This is a genomic window from Bartonella tribocorum (assembly GCF_002777915.1).
GTDB classification, from domain to species: Bacteria; Pseudomonadota; Alphaproteobacteria; order Rhizobiales; family Rhizobiaceae; genus Bartonella; species Bartonella tribocorum_A.
The window spans coordinates 1-17,406 of sequence record NZ_NJGE01000002.1; the positions used below are offsets into that span (position 1 = coordinate 1).

At 35.8% G+C, this 17,406-nt stretch carries 12 protein-coding genes and 1 tRNA gene; 4 read left to right on the forward strand and 9 right to left on the reverse strand.

What is annotated here, in order from left to right; all coding sequences use genetic code 11:
- Positions 1-440: 440 nt before the first annotated feature.
- A complete protein-coding gene (locus CER18_RS00960; RefSeq protein WP_100128252.1) occupies positions 441-2,534 on the forward strand; it encodes a S9 family peptidase in 2,094 nt (697 codons plus the stop codon).
- Between the two features lie 81 nt (positions 2,535-2,615).
- Here CER18_RS00960 and CER18_RS00965 read toward each other — a convergent pair whose 3' ends face one another.
- Entirely contained in the window at positions 2,616-3,218 is a 603-nt protein-coding gene (locus CER18_RS00965; RefSeq protein WP_100128253.1) for a superoxide dismutase, read from the reverse strand.
- A 779-nt stretch (positions 3,219-3,997) separates the two neighbouring features.
- Between CER18_RS00965 and CER18_RS00970 the strand changes: the two genes are divergently transcribed.
- Positions 3,998-4,072: transfer RNA gene (locus tag CER18_RS00970), tRNA-Gln, on the forward strand.
- Positions 4,073-4,317: 245 nt separating this feature from the next.
- On the opposite strand, the gene CER18_RS00975 is transcribed toward CER18_RS00970, so the two are convergent.
- The 3 genes from CER18_RS00975 to CER18_RS00985 are packed head-to-tail and all read right to left on the reverse strand — an operon-like array spanning position 4,318 to position 7,755.
- Positions 4,318-4,767 carry a toxin-activating lysine-acyltransferase gene (locus CER18_RS00975; RefSeq protein ID WP_012231224.1) on the reverse strand — a complete coding sequence of 150 codons (450 nt, stop codon included), beginning with the start codon at positions 4,765-4,767 and terminating at the stop codon, positions 4,318-4,320.
- A gap of 5 nt (positions 4,768-4,772) precedes the next feature.
- On the reverse strand, positions 4,773-6,098 hold the full coding sequence (locus CER18_RS00980; RefSeq protein WP_100128254.1) for an HlyD family type I secretion periplasmic adaptor subunit: 1,326 nt from the start codon (positions 6,096-6,098) through the stop codon (positions 4,773-4,775).
- On the reverse strand, positions 6,088-7,755 hold the full coding sequence (locus tag CER18_RS00985; protein ID WP_100128255.1) for a peptidase domain-containing ABC transporter: 1,668 nt from the start codon (positions 7,753-7,755) through the stop codon (positions 6,088-6,090). The genes CER18_RS00980 and CER18_RS00985 overlap by 11 nt, the downstream gene beginning before the upstream one ends.
- A 250-nt stretch (positions 7,756-8,005) precedes the next feature.
- On the opposite strand from CER18_RS00985, the gene CER18_RS10350 reads away from it, so the two are divergent.
- Positions 8,006-8,812 (forward strand): hypothetical protein, encoded by an 807-nt coding sequence (locus tag CER18_RS10350; RefSeq protein WP_245410023.1) that lies wholly within the window; start codon positions 8,006-8,008, stop codon positions 8,810-8,812.
- A gap of 502 nt (positions 8,813-9,314) precedes the next feature.
- Here CER18_RS10350 and CER18_RS09940 read toward each other — a convergent pair.
- Complete coding sequence (locus CER18_RS09940) at positions 9,315-9,485, reverse strand: hypothetical protein (RefSeq protein ID WP_180299361.1); 171 nt, start codon at positions 9,483-9,485, stop codon at positions 9,315-9,317.
- 1,360 nt (positions 9,486-10,845) lie between these two features.
- Between CER18_RS09940 and CER18_RS01015 the strand changes: the two genes are divergently transcribed.
- On the forward strand, positions 10,846-11,148 hold the full coding sequence (locus CER18_RS01015; RefSeq protein WP_245410024.1) for a hypothetical protein: 303 nt from the start codon (positions 10,846-10,848) through the stop codon (positions 11,146-11,148).
- A gap of 1,391 nt (positions 11,149-12,539) precedes the next feature.
- On the opposite strand, the gene CER18_RS01020 is transcribed toward CER18_RS01015, so the two are convergent.
- The 4 genes from CER18_RS01020 to CER18_RS01035 all read right to left on the reverse strand — a co-directional run bounded on the left by CER18_RS01020 (position 12,540) and on the right by CER18_RS01035 (position 17,164).
- Positions 12,540-13,325, reverse strand: coding sequence for a DUF1499 domain-containing protein (locus CER18_RS01020; RefSeq protein WP_100128259.1), 786 nt, complete (start codon positions 13,323-13,325; stop codon positions 12,540-12,542).
- 548 nt (positions 13,326-13,873) lie between these two features.
- On the reverse strand, positions 13,874-14,413 hold the full coding sequence (locus tag CER18_RS01025) for a DUF1254 domain-containing protein (RefSeq protein ID WP_100128260.1): 540 nt from the start codon (positions 14,411-14,413) through the stop codon (positions 13,874-13,876).
- Positions 14,406-15,002: a DUF1214 domain-containing protein gene (locus CER18_RS01030; RefSeq protein ID WP_100128261.1), complete on the reverse strand. Its 597-nt coding sequence runs from the start codon at positions 15,000-15,002 to the stop codon at positions 14,406-14,408. The genes CER18_RS01025 and CER18_RS01030 overlap by 8 nt, the downstream gene beginning before the upstream one ends.
- A gap of 17 nt (positions 15,003-15,019) precedes the next feature.
- Positions 15,020-17,164: a transglycosylase domain-containing protein gene (locus CER18_RS01035; RefSeq protein WP_100128262.1), complete on the reverse strand. Its 2,145-nt coding sequence runs from the start codon at positions 17,162-17,164 to the stop codon at positions 15,020-15,022.
- Positions 17,165-17,406: the final 242 nt, after the last annotated feature.

A 17,406-nucleotide genomic window follows, 5' to 3' on the forward strand; every position in this document is an offset into this window, starting at 1 on the left:
TTTTAATGACTTATATTACTTATATTTAATAACAAAATGTAAATTTATATTATAAATGATGACATCATGTCACTGTTTATAATATACAGATACTCATTAAGATAATATGGAATACTTTTTTAGTTTTTATTATATAATGTCAATACTTTATATATATTCAGTCCTTTCTATAAAATTATAGATTTATACTGTTTCAAAAAAAATCAATTCTTTTCCTCAAAACTTAATTGTCTTACCCGTCACTTCCATTATAAAAGTGGTATTCTATCTCTAGAAAACAATAATGATAACAGCTAATGAATAGAAGGACATTAATGGTAAAGATTATCACGACGCTATTTTTGCAAGTGCATAGAACTTATATTTTTACACTTGCATCAATAATTGTGATTCTAACATATAAACAAAGCTATTAACACATTTAAAATATAGGATTGTGTATGACCCGCACTTTTACAACTCCTCCCAAAGCATCTAGAATCACTCATAAAGAAATATATCATGGTATTTCCCGTGACGATCCCTATTATTGGCTACGTGCATCTAATTGGCAAGATGTTTTTAAAAATCCTAACTGTCTTGATCCCAATATTCGAGATCATCTCGAAGAGGAAAATGCTTATCAAGAGGCTAAAATGGCTGATACAAAGCCATTACGAGATTTTCTTTTTAACGAAATGAAAGGCAGGATCCAAGAGAATGATAGTTCTGTTCCTATAAAAAATGGACCTTTTGCTTACGGGTTTTCTTATATTACCGGCGGGCAACAACCACATTATTTTCGGACATCAAGGAATGGTGGGGAAAAACATGTTTATCTTAATGGTGATCTTTTGGCTGAAGGTAAAGAATATTTCAGCTTTGGTTCAGTTCAAGAATCTCCTAATCATAGATATATTGTATGGACCTATGATGATAAAGGATCAGAATTCTATACAGCTAAAATTCGTAATTTAGAAACATTATCTGATTTTACGGACACCATAACTGATACATCCGGACAAATTGTGTGGGATGCTCAATCTGAAGGTTTTTTTTATACAAAGGTGAATGAAAACCACCGACCTTCAGAGCTCTATTATCATCGCTTAAACACGGATCAATCACAAGATAAGCTTATTTTTCGTGAAGATAATCCAGGTTTTTTCTTAAGTGTAAGCGGTTCTAAGCTTCATGATGTTATTTATATTAATATTCATGATCATGAAACGTCAGAGGTCTGGTTAATTCCTGCTGAAGCACCTCTTAGCGTTCCTCAATGTGTACGAAAACGGCAAAAAGGTGTTGAATATTCACTTACAGAAGGTGGTGATGTCTTTTATATTCTTACCAATTTAGATAACGCAAAGGATTTTAAAATTATGGTTGCGCCGTATAGAGCTCCGCAATCAGAAAATTGGTCAGAACTGGTGTCTCATCAGCTTGGATGTTTGATTCTATCCCATGATGCGTATCAAGATTTTCTTATTTGGCTCGAACGCTTTGAAGGGCTTCCTCGCATAAAAATTATGGAGCGTACGACAAAACAGATTCATTCCATTGCGTTTGATGAAGAGGCTTATTCTTTGGGGCTACAAGGTGCAGCGGAATATAATAGTCCGTCCATTCGCTTTTCTTATTCATCTATGACAACGCCTGATCAAGTATTTGATTATGAGATGAAAAGTCGCAAACGAATATTGTTAAAGACGCAAATAATTCCCTCTGGGCATAATAAAGATGAATATATAACGCGACGTATTATGGCTACTGCAGAGGATGGTGAAAAAATTCCTATCTCACTTTTTTATCATAAAACGACATCTCTTAATGGTTGTGCACCTTGTCTGCTTTATGGTTATGGTGCTTATGGAATCTCTACTCCTGCCAGTTTCAATAGTAACGTCCTTTCTCTCGTAAACAGAGGTTTTATTTATGCTATTGCTCATATTCGGGGAGGCAAAGAAAAAGGGGTTGAATGGTATGAGAAAGGAAAGCATCTTTTTAAATACAACACATTTACCGATTTTATTGCTTGTGGGCGCTACCTTGTAAACAATAAATTCACAGCGCATGATCGGCTTATTGCGCATGGTGGTTCGGCTGGCGGAATGTTGATGGGAGCTGTTGCCAATATAGCGCCACAGGATTTTGCTGGGATTATAGCCAATGTCCCTTTTGTTGATGTTTTAACAACGATGCTTGATGCTTCTTTGCCTCTAACGCCCCCTGAATGGCCGGAATGGGGAAATCCTCTTGAATCACAAGAAGATTATAATCTTATAGCTTCTTATTCGCCCTATGATAATGTCAAGGCGCAAAAATATCCCCCTATGCTTGTGATCGCAGGATTAACAGATCCTCGTGTAACTTATTGGGAACCTGCAAAATGGGTAGCAAAATTGCGTACGTTAAAAACAGATGATAATGCAATTTTATTGCGTATTAATATGGATGCAGGACACGCTGGTGTGGCTGGACGTTTTTCAAAGTTAGAAGAAATCGCTTATATCTATGCATATATTCTAAAGATAGCAGGCAAAGACTGTTGCTAATCTATAATCTCTTTGTTTTTAAGTCCCTATAATTTACTGGACTATAGGGACTTATAGATATTTAAAAATTATCTAGATAGCTTATAATCCGCAATCTTCATAAAGTTTTAAAACATAATCCCAATTGATCAAATGATCCACGAAAGCTTCGAGATATTTCGGACGAGCATTGCGGTAGTCAATGTAATAGGAATGTTCCCACACGTCCACACCTAGAATAGGTTGAGCATCATGAACCAAAGGATTTTCACCGTTAGGCGTTTTCATAATTTCAAGCTTACCATTTTTAACAGCAACCCATGCCCATCCTGAGCCAAATTGGGCACCACCAGCAGCAATAAAATCAGCACGGAATTTGTCATAGCCACCTAGATCAGATTCGATAGCTTTTTCTAGTTTTTCAGGAAGCTTTTGACCACCACCATCTTTTTTCATCCAGTTCCAAAAATGGTTATGATTGTAATATTGCGCTGCATTATTAAACAAACCAACATTTTTTCCAAAACTTTTTTTAACGATCTCTTCAAGGCTTTCATTTTCCAAGCCTGCGTCTTTTATAAGGTTGTTGGTATTGGTAAGATAAGCGAGGTGATGCTTATCATGATGATATTCAAGCGTTTCGCGTGACATATAGGGCGAAAGAGCATCGTAATCATAAGGCAATGCAGCCAATTCAAAAGCCATTTAAAAATCTCCTCGATTCTAATTGTTAAGCTTACTTTAAATTAAAAGCCTAATTTGCCATTTTCGGCACCTAAAAGCAAATATTGAATGCTTATTGTATGTTAATTAATTTTAATGTCTCTTTTTTTGTTTTTAGAAAATTTATGCTAATCAATCAAAAAGGATACGTGTTTATATAAATAGTGCTTCTGAGGATTTTTTTACATCTATGAACGGATAAAAATATTCATGATCTTTTGAATGAAAAAATAGAGAATCTCTGGTTTTTTGTTCTTATACCTCAAAATATTTTTTCAAATACAACATAAAATACTTTTAATTTTTTGCAAGACTTTCTCAATGCGTTTGATTTCATTTTATGAAGCGATCCATGAAAAAGATGACATATAAAACCATTAGACATTATTATCTTTATGCTTAATGAAAGAGCACAACGGCCCCAATGTAGTGACAACTTTTGTTTTAATTGAGCAAGATGAGATTGGAATATATCAAGGAAAGTAAAGCATATGCTCATTTATTTAAAGACACGAGTAAACGATTAAGATTTTCTCTTTCTAAGAAATCAATAAAAGAGCAAAATAATTGATGGATAAATTGTTGTGACTTGTGTTAGAAGGGCAACCGCATATTATTTTTGCTGCGAATGTGGAGCGTTGCATTATGGTACAAGGGGTAGAGACTTTGTGATAAAAAAGTAAGGTCTTTGGTTTTCAGATATTGCGTCCAATCACAGGAATCGCTATAAGGTGCAAAAGTAATTATAAAGCGTGTTTTTTTGGGGTATAGCCAAGCGGTAAGGCACCGGTTTTTGGTACCGGCATTCCCTGGTTCGAATCCAGGTACCCCAGCCATGCTTTAATGAAATGAGTTAAGTCGAATTTTTAGGAAGCTTTGAGTGGATTAGATTTTTTGACGATTTGTTGCTATTGATATTAATCCGGTAAGCTGAGAAATATCCGTTTTTAGCGCGTTAGCTCTCAATCAATACGCTAAGATTCTCTTTTACGATAATGATTTCCAACTCGCTCTTTTAAAAGATTCTTTTCTATTAAGAGAGTGGGTTTAAATGATTGAGGCGCACTTAAGTAGATAAAAGCTATTTGGATGGGTTATAGGAACACCAGCGAGCAATTTTTCGTATTCCGCCATCTTCATTACGTCGTACAGCATAAAAATAACGCTGATCAGGAAATATATTTCGTTGCATATCGCGGACAATATGTGCAGTATGGCCATAAGGTGCTACATAATCAATAAACCATACGTATTTTCCAGTCTGCCAGTCAGCATTGGGCAAAAGCTCTCCCATTTCAAGCATGGATTGATGATTTTTTTCATCTAAAAAAGCCCAAGTGATAAAGGCGCAAAATTCTCCATGTTCATTTTGATAGAGTTTGTATTGCCCAACCCGTAAGGCTGGACCTAAGTTTCGTTCAATATCCCAGATTAGCCAACGGCGGTGTAGGGGGGATTGAAGCATTAAAACGACCATAGCTCCTAAAGCCATTATTGGGTTTATGAGTGAGGGTGATGGAGTTTCATTCATACAGATTATCTTTCTTTTAGGGATTGTTCTAAAATTTTTGTAATAGGTTCAAAGAAATAAGAAATGAGGCGCCGTTTTGAAGTAATGACATCAGCTGTCACGGTCATGCCAGGGATAAATTTAAGCTCTTGGTGATTAAAGGTGATGTGATCTTGGTCGATTTTGATTAAAACAGCATAAGCTCCATTAATTTCTTGTTCATGGCGCGCTGTTGCACCTACATTCATAACTGTACCGTAGACAACGCCGTAACGTTCAGGTGGAAAGGCAGAAAATTTTACGTAAGCACGTTGGCCTTTTTCTAAAAAACCAATATCTCGATTATCAAAAAATGCTTCAACAATGAGCCCCCCTGTGTCAGGGACAATACGCATGAGCGTTTTACCAGCTTCTACAAAGCCACCCAAAGTATGGATACTTAAATCATCAATGCGTCCATCAACAGGTGCATAAAGTGATAAGTGATCAAGACGATATTGGCTGCTGTCAAGTTTGGCTTTTAAGCCTTGCAAAGAGAGTTCTGTTTCACGAGAAAGCTGCTGATAGCGGGCGATTTCATCGGAAATAAGGCTTTGTCTTTGTTGGTGGAGTGCCTCTATTTCAGCGGTATTTTCTTCCAAGCGTCTTTTATTGGCTAAAATTTCATGTTCTACATTTTTAAAATCATGAAGACGTTCTAAATAAAGAGCGTTGCTGATGACTTTTGTTTCCATCAGGCTTTTGGCAGCTTTGAGTTTTTCTTGGCTTAATTGTTGGTCATCTTGTAATTTGTCCAATTGTGCGTATTGGACAGCACCGCTGCGTGTAACACGGTCCGCCTGAGCTTTTAGTGTTTTTACTTTATCTTGGAGCGATTGAAGAGTCGCGTGGATGAGTTTTTCCCCTTTCATTCTTGCTGTATTGCTGCTAGAGGCAGGAATTTGCAAATAAGAAAGCCCTTTGGTTACAAAATCCGTATCCAAAGGATCTCGTTCACTCAAGGCAGCTAAAATAGCGGCGGCAATTTGCGCTTGAAGGGTCTGTTGAGCAATATCTGCTTGAACGCGTGCGCGTTCATTTAAGGCTTCACGGGGATCTAATTGAATAAGGAGATCACCTTGATGAACAAATTGCCCTTCTTTTACAAGAATTTTTTCAATGCGTCCTGTATTTTGCGCTTGGACGAGTTGAACATAGGAGGTGGGAATAACCGCCCCTTGTCCTCGTGCAACAATTTCTGTTTTTGAGATAAAGCTACCAATGACAATAAAGAGGAATAAGGCGACAAAAACAGCAACCACCATATGAAGGGTTGGCGATAAAGGGCGCAAATGAGGAGCCTTATCTACCATTTTGTGTTCCCATTTCAGCGAAATTTAATACGGTTGCATGCTTGGGAAAAAGATCGCGTTTGTGGGTAATGACGAGAACAATACGCTCTTGCGAAAGCGTGTATAAATGTTCAACAATTTGTGCACTAACCTTGTCATCCAATGCGGAAGTTGGTTCATCCAAGATAAGAATTTGCGGTTTGATGAGAAAAAAACAAGCCAATGCTAGGCGCTGTCGTTGACCACCTGATAAAAAGCCCCCTTGTTCACCGACTTGGGTATGAAGTCCTTGAGGCAATTGAGAGATCAAATCATGACAAGCACTCGCATGAAGAGCAGCAACGATTTCATCCTCTGTAGCATCTGGTTTGGCAAGAAGCATATTTTCAAGAATGGTTCCGGAAAAAAGGCAAGGGCTTTGGGGAAAATATGCAATTACTTTACGCACACTACGGATATCAAAATTTTGTAAAGATTGATCATTACACAATATTTTCCCACTTGATGGGGGATAGAGAGCACAGAGGAGTTTGGCAAAGGTTGATTTTCCACATCCTGAAGGGCCAAGCAACATGATAGGCCTACCAGGTTGTAAACAGACATCAAGGTGGTTGATAATAGGTGTGTCTCCATAAGAAAAACAGATATCTTTAGCTTCAAGATGGGGCTTGGTGATGAGTTGAAGGGGGGGCTTTTCCTTTTCCCATTCTGAAAGTGCATTAAGAATATCACCCAAACGAAGACGAGAAATTTTTAAATGCTGCCATTCTTCCCATAAAGAGGAAAGGCTTAAAATAGGACCAGAAACATTGCCAGCAAGAAGATGAAAGGCAATAAGTTGCCCTAGCGTAATCTGGTTTTGCAGCACTGCTTGAGCACCAAAAAAGATGATAAAAATAGTGAAAAGATCACCAAAAATATGGCTTAAAGCCCCATTTAAGAGATGAAATTTACTGGTTGTGAGGCTTTGATCTAGACTGCGGGCTAAAGTTTCTTGCATCCGTATCGTATGAGCAGCTTCTTTTACATGCGCTTTGATAGCTTCAAGATTGGTAAAACTTTCAATAAGGCGTGATTTATGGGCGGCTTGTAGAGTGAAAGCACGGCGTAATTGGCGGCGCAAGAAGGGACCGACGAATGCCAAAGAGCCCATTTGTAAAGGTAAAATGATAAGGACAATAAAGGTAAGTTTCGGACTAATAGAAAAGAGTGCAGCAAGATAAATAATGGCAAAGAGAACATTCAGTACGGTTGTGGCGATGGTTCCTGTTAAAAAACCGCGAATTGTATCAACCTCTCCAATACGCGAAAACAGTTCCCCCACTTGCCAATGACGTAACACAGGCAAAGAGAGGCTTAACAGATGGGTATAAATACGTCGTCCAAATTCTAATGTAAGCCGATTGGCTAAATAAGCACCTAGGTAACCTGATAGAGTGCTAAGAGCTGTGCTAAACAGCATGATAGCAATCATAAGGATAACAATAGCATAGAGACTTTCAATGCGCTGGAAAGGGAGAATACGGTCGATAATTGTCTGAAAAATAAAAGGGTTTACCAAGCCCAGCAAACGCAAAACGATGGCAATGCAACTAAGTTCAAGAACATAATAAATATATTTCTTTGTTGTGCTTGTAAACCAAGAGAAGGCTACTGGTTTTTCTTGTGAATGACTCATTTGATTTTATGATTTTGTTTAAGAAAAAGAGGGCTTTGTGTCTCATATTTTAACAGTATTGTAAATAGTATTATTATTTAATTTAAATATACATTTTGTATGAACACAATACAAATAAAATGTATTTATTATTTTATACAGTATTTTTATTGTTATTTTTTAAATTATATTTGACAGTTGTCTAAACCGCATGCTAGCCATTTTAATTGTATCGCTATGATACGTTTTTTTAATAAAAAAGGAGGATAAAATGGGTGGTTCAAGCTCTTCACATGATTCAAGTAGTAGTTCACGTCCCCACAGTTGGCTTTTTCCAGAAGATGATTATAGTACAGACGCTTATGCCCAAGCAGCAGGTACAGGTGGCATTGTAGGAGCAATATTAGGAGGTGGTTCTGGTGCAGCTGGAGGTTCTATTGCTGGACCAGGAGGTGCAGGTGCTGGCTTACTCGGTGGAGCAGTAAGCGGCGGAATAGGAGGAGCTGGTGATTCAAGTAGTAGTTCACGTCCCCAAAGTTGGCTTTTCCCAAAAGAAGATGATTGTAGTGCAGGCGCTCATGCCCAAGCAGCAGGTGCAGGCGGCATCGTAGGAGAATTAATAGGAAGTGTTGCTGGTGCAGTCGGAGGTCTTTTTTCTGGACCGGGAGGTGTCGGTTCTGGCTTTGTCAGTGGAGCAGTAGGAGGCGGGCTAGCAGGAGCTGGTGATGCCTTGGCAGATAAATACAATCAATGCCATTCGGCACCAAGTTGTGAAACAAGCGATTATGTTGAAGCAGCTGCCATACACGGAGGCATAGGAGTAGCAGCTGGTTTAGTAACTGGTGCAGGTGTAGTAGTAAGCGGATTAGGAGGAGCTGCTAACGGTTTGATAAATAAGTACAATGAATGCCATCCGAATCCAAGTTGTGAAGTAGGTGATTATATCGAATCAGCAGTCATAAAGGGAGGCACAGGAGCATTAATTGGTGTATTAGCTGGTCCGGAAGGAGCCGTAACAGGCGGAGTAATGGGAGCTGTTACCGGTTTTATAGATAAATACAATCAATGCCATCCGTAAAGTGGAGGGACACTGTTTTTAATTTATTTAGAAAATAGCTATAAAGATATTTCTGAGATCAGTTAATATTGTAAACATACTTTAAAGCTATGGTTAAACTGATTTCAGGGATATTTTTGTGTATGATAATAGATATTTTATTTTGGATTCTTTGTTATGTATACTTTTATTAGCTCCTTAGTGACAGCAATTGGATTTGGACTTTGCATGTTTTTTTACAAAAGATTTAAAGGTGAGACCTGGAGTATAAAAAGGACAATATTAACAACAATTAGGTTTTTTATATTATATTATGCTGCAAGTTTATTAATTGAATATATGGGAATTTTAAAATAATATAGAATTACGTTATTATCAGCATTTTATTATTTATTATAATTTATATACTTTTACAAATTATATTTGATTTTTTGCTAAAATAGCATGCATCATCAGATGATTCAAGTAGTAGTTCACGTCCCCACAGTTGGCTTTTTCCAGAAGATGATTATAGTACAGACGCTTATGCCCAAGCAGCAGGTACAGGTGGCATTGTAGGAGCAATATTAGGAGGTGGTGCTGGTGCAGCTGGAGGTTCTATTGCTAGACTAGGAGGTGCAGGTGCTGGCTTACTCGGTGGAGCAGTAAGCGGCGGAATAGGAGGAGCTGGTGATGCCTTGGCAGATAAATACAATCAATGCCATTCGGCACCAAGTTGTGAAACAAGCGATTATGTTGAAGCAGCTGTCATAAAGGGAGGCGTAGGAGCATTAATTGGTGTATTAAGGGGCTAGGTGGAATAGCCGCAGGCGGATTAGGAGGAGTTGCTACAGGTTTAATAGATAAGTACAATGAATGCCATCCGTAAAGTGGAAGAACACTGTTTCTAATTTATTTAGAAAATAACAATAAAGATATTTCTGAGATCAGTGATATTATAAACATACTTTAAAGCTATAGCTAAACTGATTTCAGGGATATTTTTGTATATGATAATAGATATTTTATTTTGGATTTTTTTGTTATGAATACTTTTACTAGCTCCTTAATGGCAACGTTTATATACGAATTTTTAATGATTTTTTATAATATGCTTAAAGGTGGGAATTGGAGTATAAAAATGGAAATATTATCAACAATTAGGTTTTTTATATTATATTATGCTGCAAATTTATTAATTGAATATATGGGAATTTTAAAATAATATAGAATTACTTTATTATAAGCATTTTATTATTTATCATAATTTATACATTTTACAAATTATATTTGATTTTTTTGCTAAATAGCATGCATCATCAGATGATTAAAGTAGTAACTCACATCCCAAAAGTTGGCTTTTTCCAGAATAAGATGGTTGTAGCGCAGGCTCTTATGCTCAAACAGTAGGCACAGGCGGTCTCGTGGGAGCCTTATTAGGAGGAGGGGTTGGTGCAGTAGCTGGTCTACCTAGAGCAGTAGGAGGCGGATTATTAGGAGCTGCTACTGGTTTGATAGATAAGTACAATGAATGCCATCCGTAAAGTGGAAGAACACTATTTCTAATTTATTTAGAAAATAACGATAAAGATATTTCTGAGATCAGTGATATTGTAAACATACTTTAAAGCTATGGTAATTGATTTCAGGAATATTTTTGTTTAAGACAATAGATATTTAATTTGGATTTTTTTGTTATGAATAATTTTACTGGCGCCTTATTGGTAACGTTTATATATGGATTTTCAATTTTTTTTTACAGTGGATCTAAAGGTAAGAACTGGAGTGTAAAAAGGAAAATATTATCAACAATTACATTTTTTATATTATATTATTTTGGAATTTTATTAGTTAAATATATAGGAATTTTAAAATAATATAGAATTACGTTATTATCATTATTTTATTATTTATTATAATTTATATATTTTTACAAATTATATTTGATTTTTTGCTAAATAGCATGCTCATCAGATGATTCAAGTAGTAACTCACATCCAAAAAGTTGGCTTTTTCCAGAATAAGATGATTGTAGCGCAGGCTCTTATGCTCAAACAGTAGGCACAGGCGGTCTCGTGGGAGCCTTATTAGGAGGAGGGGCTGGTGCAGTAGCTGGTCTACCTAGAGCAGTAGGCGGCGGACTAACAGGAGCAGCTAACGGTTTTGTAGATAAGTATAATCAATGTCATCCAAATCCGAGCTGTCAAGTAGGCGATTACGTTGAATCAGCTGCCATAAAGGGAGGGATAGGAGCAATAGGAGGTGGAATAGCAGGAGCTTCTGGAGGTCCTGTTGGTGCGCTCGGTGGAGTAGTAGGCGGCGGACTAACAGGAGCTGCTACCGGTTTTATCGATAAATACAATCAATGCCATCCGTAAAGTGGAGGGACACTGTTTTTAATTTATTTAGAAAATAGCTATAAAGATATTTCTGAGATCAGTTAATATTGTAAACATACTTTAAAGCTATGGCTAAACTGATTTCAGGGATATTTTTGTTTATGATAATAGATATTTTATTTTGGATTCTTTGTTATGTATACTTTTATTAGCTCCTTAGTGACAGCAATTGCATTTGGATTTTTCATGTTTTTTTTCAATAGATTTAAAGGTGAGAACTGGAGTATAAAAAGAATAATATTATCAACAATTATATTTTTTATAATATATTATTCTGGAAGTTTATTAGTTAAATATATGGTAATTTTATAATAATATAGCATTAATTTATTATCATTATTTTATTATTTATTATAATTTATATATCTTTACAAAATTATATATTTAATTTGGATTTTTTTATGAATGATCTTATTCGTATTATTGTAGAATTATTATTTTCTATAGGTGCCTTATTTATATTTTTCTATACATTGTTTTCATATTATAAATCTAAAGGTTATAGTAAAACAGAAATTTGGAAAAAAATTTTGTTAAGAATATTTTTGTTAGTTATATTATTTTCTATGACATTTTTTATTTATATATGTTATTTTTATAAACAATGATTATTCATTATTAATTTATAATCATAGGTTAATTTAGAAATTTTACGTTTTGTTTATATTTTAAATATATTTTTTGAATTGTATTATGTATATATATAAGTGATGTAATGATAAAGATATTAAAATTAAATAATTAATTAATAATAAATTATTTTACTTTATTAATTTTTATATGAAATAATATATATTAATGTTTATTGTTTTTATATATTTTAGTTTGGATTTTTTATGAGTGATATTATTCGTATTATCGCAGAATTATTATCTTCTATAGGTGCTTTCTTTATATTTTTCTATGCAATGTTTTTACGGTATAAATTTAAAGGTTATAGTAACAAAGAAATCGTGAAAAAAATGTTGTTAAGCACATTTTTGTTCATTATATTCATTATATTACTCTCTATAACATTTTTCATTTGTATACATTATTTATACGAACAATGATTATTTATTATCTTTATATGATAATGTTTTGATATGAGTTTTATAATAATTTATTTAATATTAAAATTTAAAAAATATTTACTGATTACAGTTAGACAGAGTCTTTAATATCAGCATTATCATCAAGAATTTTGTTTTTTATTTCCTATTTTTTTAATCTTTTTCATTATTTCAAGAATGGTTAGGTTTGAGAATATTATCTTTTGTATAAGGATTATCAGTTGATAGTTTGTGAAAAGTGATTATTTTCTTATATATCATAATTTATTGAAAAATAAGCTGTTTTTATGAAATAAAGTAGCTTATCTCTCTTGATTGTTATTCATCGTCTTGTGAGAGAGGAAGTGAGGCGATTTCCGTATCAAGAGCGTCCATAAAATCAATAATAAAAGCAGCATTGGTTCCCAAATCTCTTGGCAAATAACGAGAAGAAGAACGCATATCAACAAAGGTTGTATTGCCTTCATCAGTTAAACGAATGACAATGTCTGAAATAAAACCGAGGTAAAAAGTTTTAGCTCTTGTTTCAATATAAATCTCATTTTCTTCGCCTTTGAATTCTCGTTGTGCGACAATAGGCCAATCGTAGGCTTCTAAAACATTGAGAACGGATTCACGAATGCGCTTTGGTGAGCCATCATAACGGCGCGCTGACATTTCTGGCCATTGTGACCTCTGTAATGTTGCTTGTTCAGTTAAGGTACTTTTGAGTGGTAAAGCATCGCTGGGACGTATTGTGCGAAAAAAAGCCGGTGGTCTTTGTGTATCGGTAGAAACATCATAAAGAGCAGGTAAGGTAAACCAAAGTCCAAAAAAGAGCATCAATGGTGTCGCAGTTATTAATGAATAAACGATCCCTTTTAAAGCTTTCATTCCTCCTAGGGCGCCATAGACCCACAAACTATGAAGTGCTTTAATCGCGAGAAAAAGAGAAATAATCACACAGCAAGTAGAGATTCCTACCAAGATTATGAAGTCGCTTACGTTAAGTACGGAAAAACGTTGTAAAATGATCGAAAACAATAAAATAAAGAAGGCTAAACCACCAAATCGAGGGGACCATACCGCTGCTCTTGAAATTAATCGGACATATCTCTTCTGCATGAAGTTTTTCCCCTCAACTGTAAACTATAAGCAAAGTTTTTTCAGATTACCTATCTTACTAAAAGCTTCTGCTCATAAGACAAAAGTAAAGCACTTATTTTTGAGGTCAAGGATACATGATGTCTCATCAATTTCTAGCGATTGTTTAGGTGTTTCATTGAAGGTAATAAGTACTTCTTCAGCACTTTATGATGTCACTGATCGAACTTTATGAGAATGTTGGTCAATACATAAAATAAGCTCAATGAACAAGTTTTTCCTTTTTTATCAGCAATATAACTTGCCTTTTTCTCTTCTCGTTATGGGGAGTTTATTCTACCTCATATTGGTAATCAATGAGCTGATTTTTTCTTTATACATGTGGTTTGTATTTCTAATAGAGGATTAAAAAAATTTTTCTATCTCAATAAAAAATTTGAGAATCTAAAATCAGAAAAACCTGAATTCGAGTATTCGCTGAACAGAGGAAAAAGATAACCATTTTGATAGATCTTATTTCGTTTTTATTAAAAAGCAGGTCATTGTACAAATGAGAAGTGAAAATGTTTTTATTCGTAAAATATGCGGCAGGTTGCTGATGAAAGAAAAGCTTCACTTTCTTTTTTTGCAAGGGAAGAAGGAGCAAAAATACGTAAAATGACAAAACCTTCATTCAAATTTTTGGCAACCAAAACTGAATTGGCATTTTTTTGAGGTTTTGTCTTTTTGAGTTCTATGATTTGTATTGGTTTTCCAATGATAAGATCGAGGGTAGCATCAGGGGCTGTTCGGTCATTAAGACTATAGAAAATAATTCCGTTGTGTGTGTAGGCTGCCAGCGACCAAAATTGTCGTGTTTTCAAAGCTTTTAAATGAACAGGGCCATTTTCAAGATTAAATCTGCAGACTTTAAGAAGAAAGAGTGGATCAGCAGATTGTTGAATAGGATTATCGTGCGTAAAATCAACAAATTGATAAGGCACTCCAGATTTTTTAAGGCTTGCCCATATATTATTTTGTGTCCAAGTGGGGATTAGAAATAAAACGCAAATATGAACAATAATAGCGCCAATGATTGCAAGAAGTGCGGTATAAATGAATCTAGTCACAATTTATTTGTCCTGATGGGATTTGTTCAATAGAGGGCATTGTGAGCTTTTGTAATGCTGTTGCAGAGATGATTGAGGTATCGTATAAGGTAAGAATAAGCCCGAATTCTTTTTGACTAACTGTTGCAAGCCAATTTCCGGCTTGCGGTGTGGGTGAAATATTGATGCGTAATGAGCCATCATGTTCATAAGTAATAGCGTTTGTGTGGAGTTCAAAAGGTATATCTTTCGATGAAGTATAGGGTTTCAGGGATTGATCAGCTGTATAAAGCGTAAAAAGACGGGTTTCAGGGATAGTACCTTTGAGCAAATAATGACAGCGGGGGTGGAGTGGACGCCCTTGGTTATCTTGCCAAATCTGGAACCTAATACCTTCAGTACGTCCGAGTGAAACAATGCCTTGTTTGGCAGTGCGAGCACGGGTATAAGGATCCATATTGTTGGTTCCCACTTGTGGATAAGCACTCCATTTTCCAATTGTGAAGCGTCCAAAATGCGGAAAGAAATTGAGCACATAATCGACACTTAGTGTTCCACATAAAATGGAAAAAGCGAAGATAAAAAAGAAAATAGTGATATTAAAAAACATCTGTGAATAGCTTGAATTTAAAATATTGAATCTCCCGTTGTTTTCAAAGAGATTGCAGAGGATTTCTTTAGATCTTTGTTAATCAATCGCACAATATTCAATGTTTCAGGAGAAAGCGTAGAGGGGATTGGAGGGGAAGATTCAGAATCGGCATGGGAAGAAAGTGTCGGAGGCTGATAAGGAAGGAGAGAATTTTTAACCCCATAGAGCTGTTTGAGCATGATATTTTGATGTGCAGCGAGCATGATACGATGCCATATCATGGCGGGAACGCCACCTCCAAAAGCGCGGTTCATTGGTGAAAAGTTATCATTTCCCATCCATACGGCTCCCGTATAATTGCCTGTAAAGCCAACAAACCAAGCATCGCGATAGGATTGTGATGTTCCAGTTTTTCCAGCAACAAGTGTCATAGGCAGAGCAGCACGCTTACCGGACCCTCGTGTTGTGACACCCACCATCATTTGGTTCATATAAGCTGCTGATTGTTCACTGAGTACTCGATGCAGCTTATTACCGTTACGTTCAAAATCCCATACCACATGCCCATCAATTGTTCTTATTTGTGTAAAACCATGCCGATTACCTGCTATCCCACCATTCGCAAAGACATTAAAGCCAGTTGCTTGGTCCATGGGGGTCATATTGGAAGTACCAAGAACCATCGTTTTATGTGATAAAATATGCGCGTTAATTCCCATATTCTTGATGAGATCTATGATGGGTTTTGTATCACGGTGAAGATATTGATAGGTAAGATAGACAGGAACGGTATTAATGGAAAAGGCTAAAGCCGTTGCTAAGTCAATTTTCCCCATATAACGACCAGAATTATTTTTGGGTGTCCAACCGCCCCAATTGATGGGGACATCTAAAACAATTGTTGAAGGTGAAAGGCCGTGTTCCAGTGCGGTTGCGTAAACATAAGGCTTGAATGAAGAACCAACTTGTCGTCCGCCTTGGGTTGCTCTGTTAAATTGACTCTTTTTATAGTCCAGCCCTCCAACAATGGCACATACGGAACCATTATTGTCAAGTATAACAGTGGCGGCTTGTGTTACGCGATATTGTTGACCATATTGATGTAAGTGATATGCAATTGATTCTTCTGCTATTTTTTGAAGTTCTGGATCAAGCGTTGTTTGAATAATTAAACTATGGCTTGGAAGTTGATCACGCATTTTTTTAACTTCTTCAAATGCCCAATCAAGAAAATAGTCAGGCTGATCGTTGTCTATTTGGGGAAGTGCCCTAGCAGGATGGCGATGCGCGTTGATAATTTGGCTCTTCGTCATAAAGCCGCTGTTAACAAGATTAGAAAGGACGACATTGGCACGTGTTTGAGCAGCAAAAAGATGGCTATGAGGGGCATATTTTGTGGGAGCTTTAAAGAGACCTGCGAGCATGGCCGATTCACTTAAAGAGAGATGACGTATGTTTTTTCCAAAATAAAATTTTGCCGCGGCTGCAATACCAAAATTGTTTCCTCCCATATAGGCACGGTCAAGATAAAGTTGCAAAATCTGTTTTTTGCTAAAATTTGCCTCTAACCAAAGAGCAAGATAAGCTTCTTTGATTTTACGTGTTATGGTTCTCTCGTTTGTTAAGAATAAATTTTTAGCCAATTGTTGTGTGAGAGTTGACCCCCCTTGAACGACACCTTTAGCTTGCATATTTTGTGAAATTGCTCGTGTAAGGCCCTGAAAATCAATCCCCCAATGATCGAAAAAACGGCGGTCTTCTGTAGCGAGAACCGCTTTAATAACGGTATCAGGCATTTCTTCAACAGGGACAGAAATCGCCGGCAGTGCACCACGGTGACCAATGGAATTTCCATAGCGATCGAGAAAAAGAACGGAAAAATTTTTAGGAGAAACCCAATCTGTTTTGGTTAGTTCAAAAACAGAAATGCCCAAAATGGTAAAAAGAGTAAAGCCTATCAACCCTAATGTTAGTGTTTCATCGAGAATTTCAACAATAAAGCGTTTCCATCCTTGAAGATGAAAATTTTGTGAGATGATTTTTGCCTTTTTCCAGAAAAAGCTGTTAGCAGAACGAATGCGATAAAGCGCTGTATCTAATCGTGCATCTAATTCGATGAGAGTAGGGCTGTGAAATGGCTTATGCTGTTGTCTTTTCTTTTTTTTAAAAAAATTAAACATTTAAAAAGAGCCTATGGCAAAGCAATACAACCAAACAAATCTATAAAAATTATATGGAGTAGAAGTATTTTTTTTCTATAGTGTTATAGAGAAAGAGTTTAGTTGAAAATTATTCATTTCTCGTAAGATAGTGTATTAGTCTTTTATTATTTTATCCAATAAACTTTATTCGCATTGTTAAAAATATTTTATTTTGAAGTTTTAAAAATTTGGATTAGTATTAATACATTATTCTGTAAGAC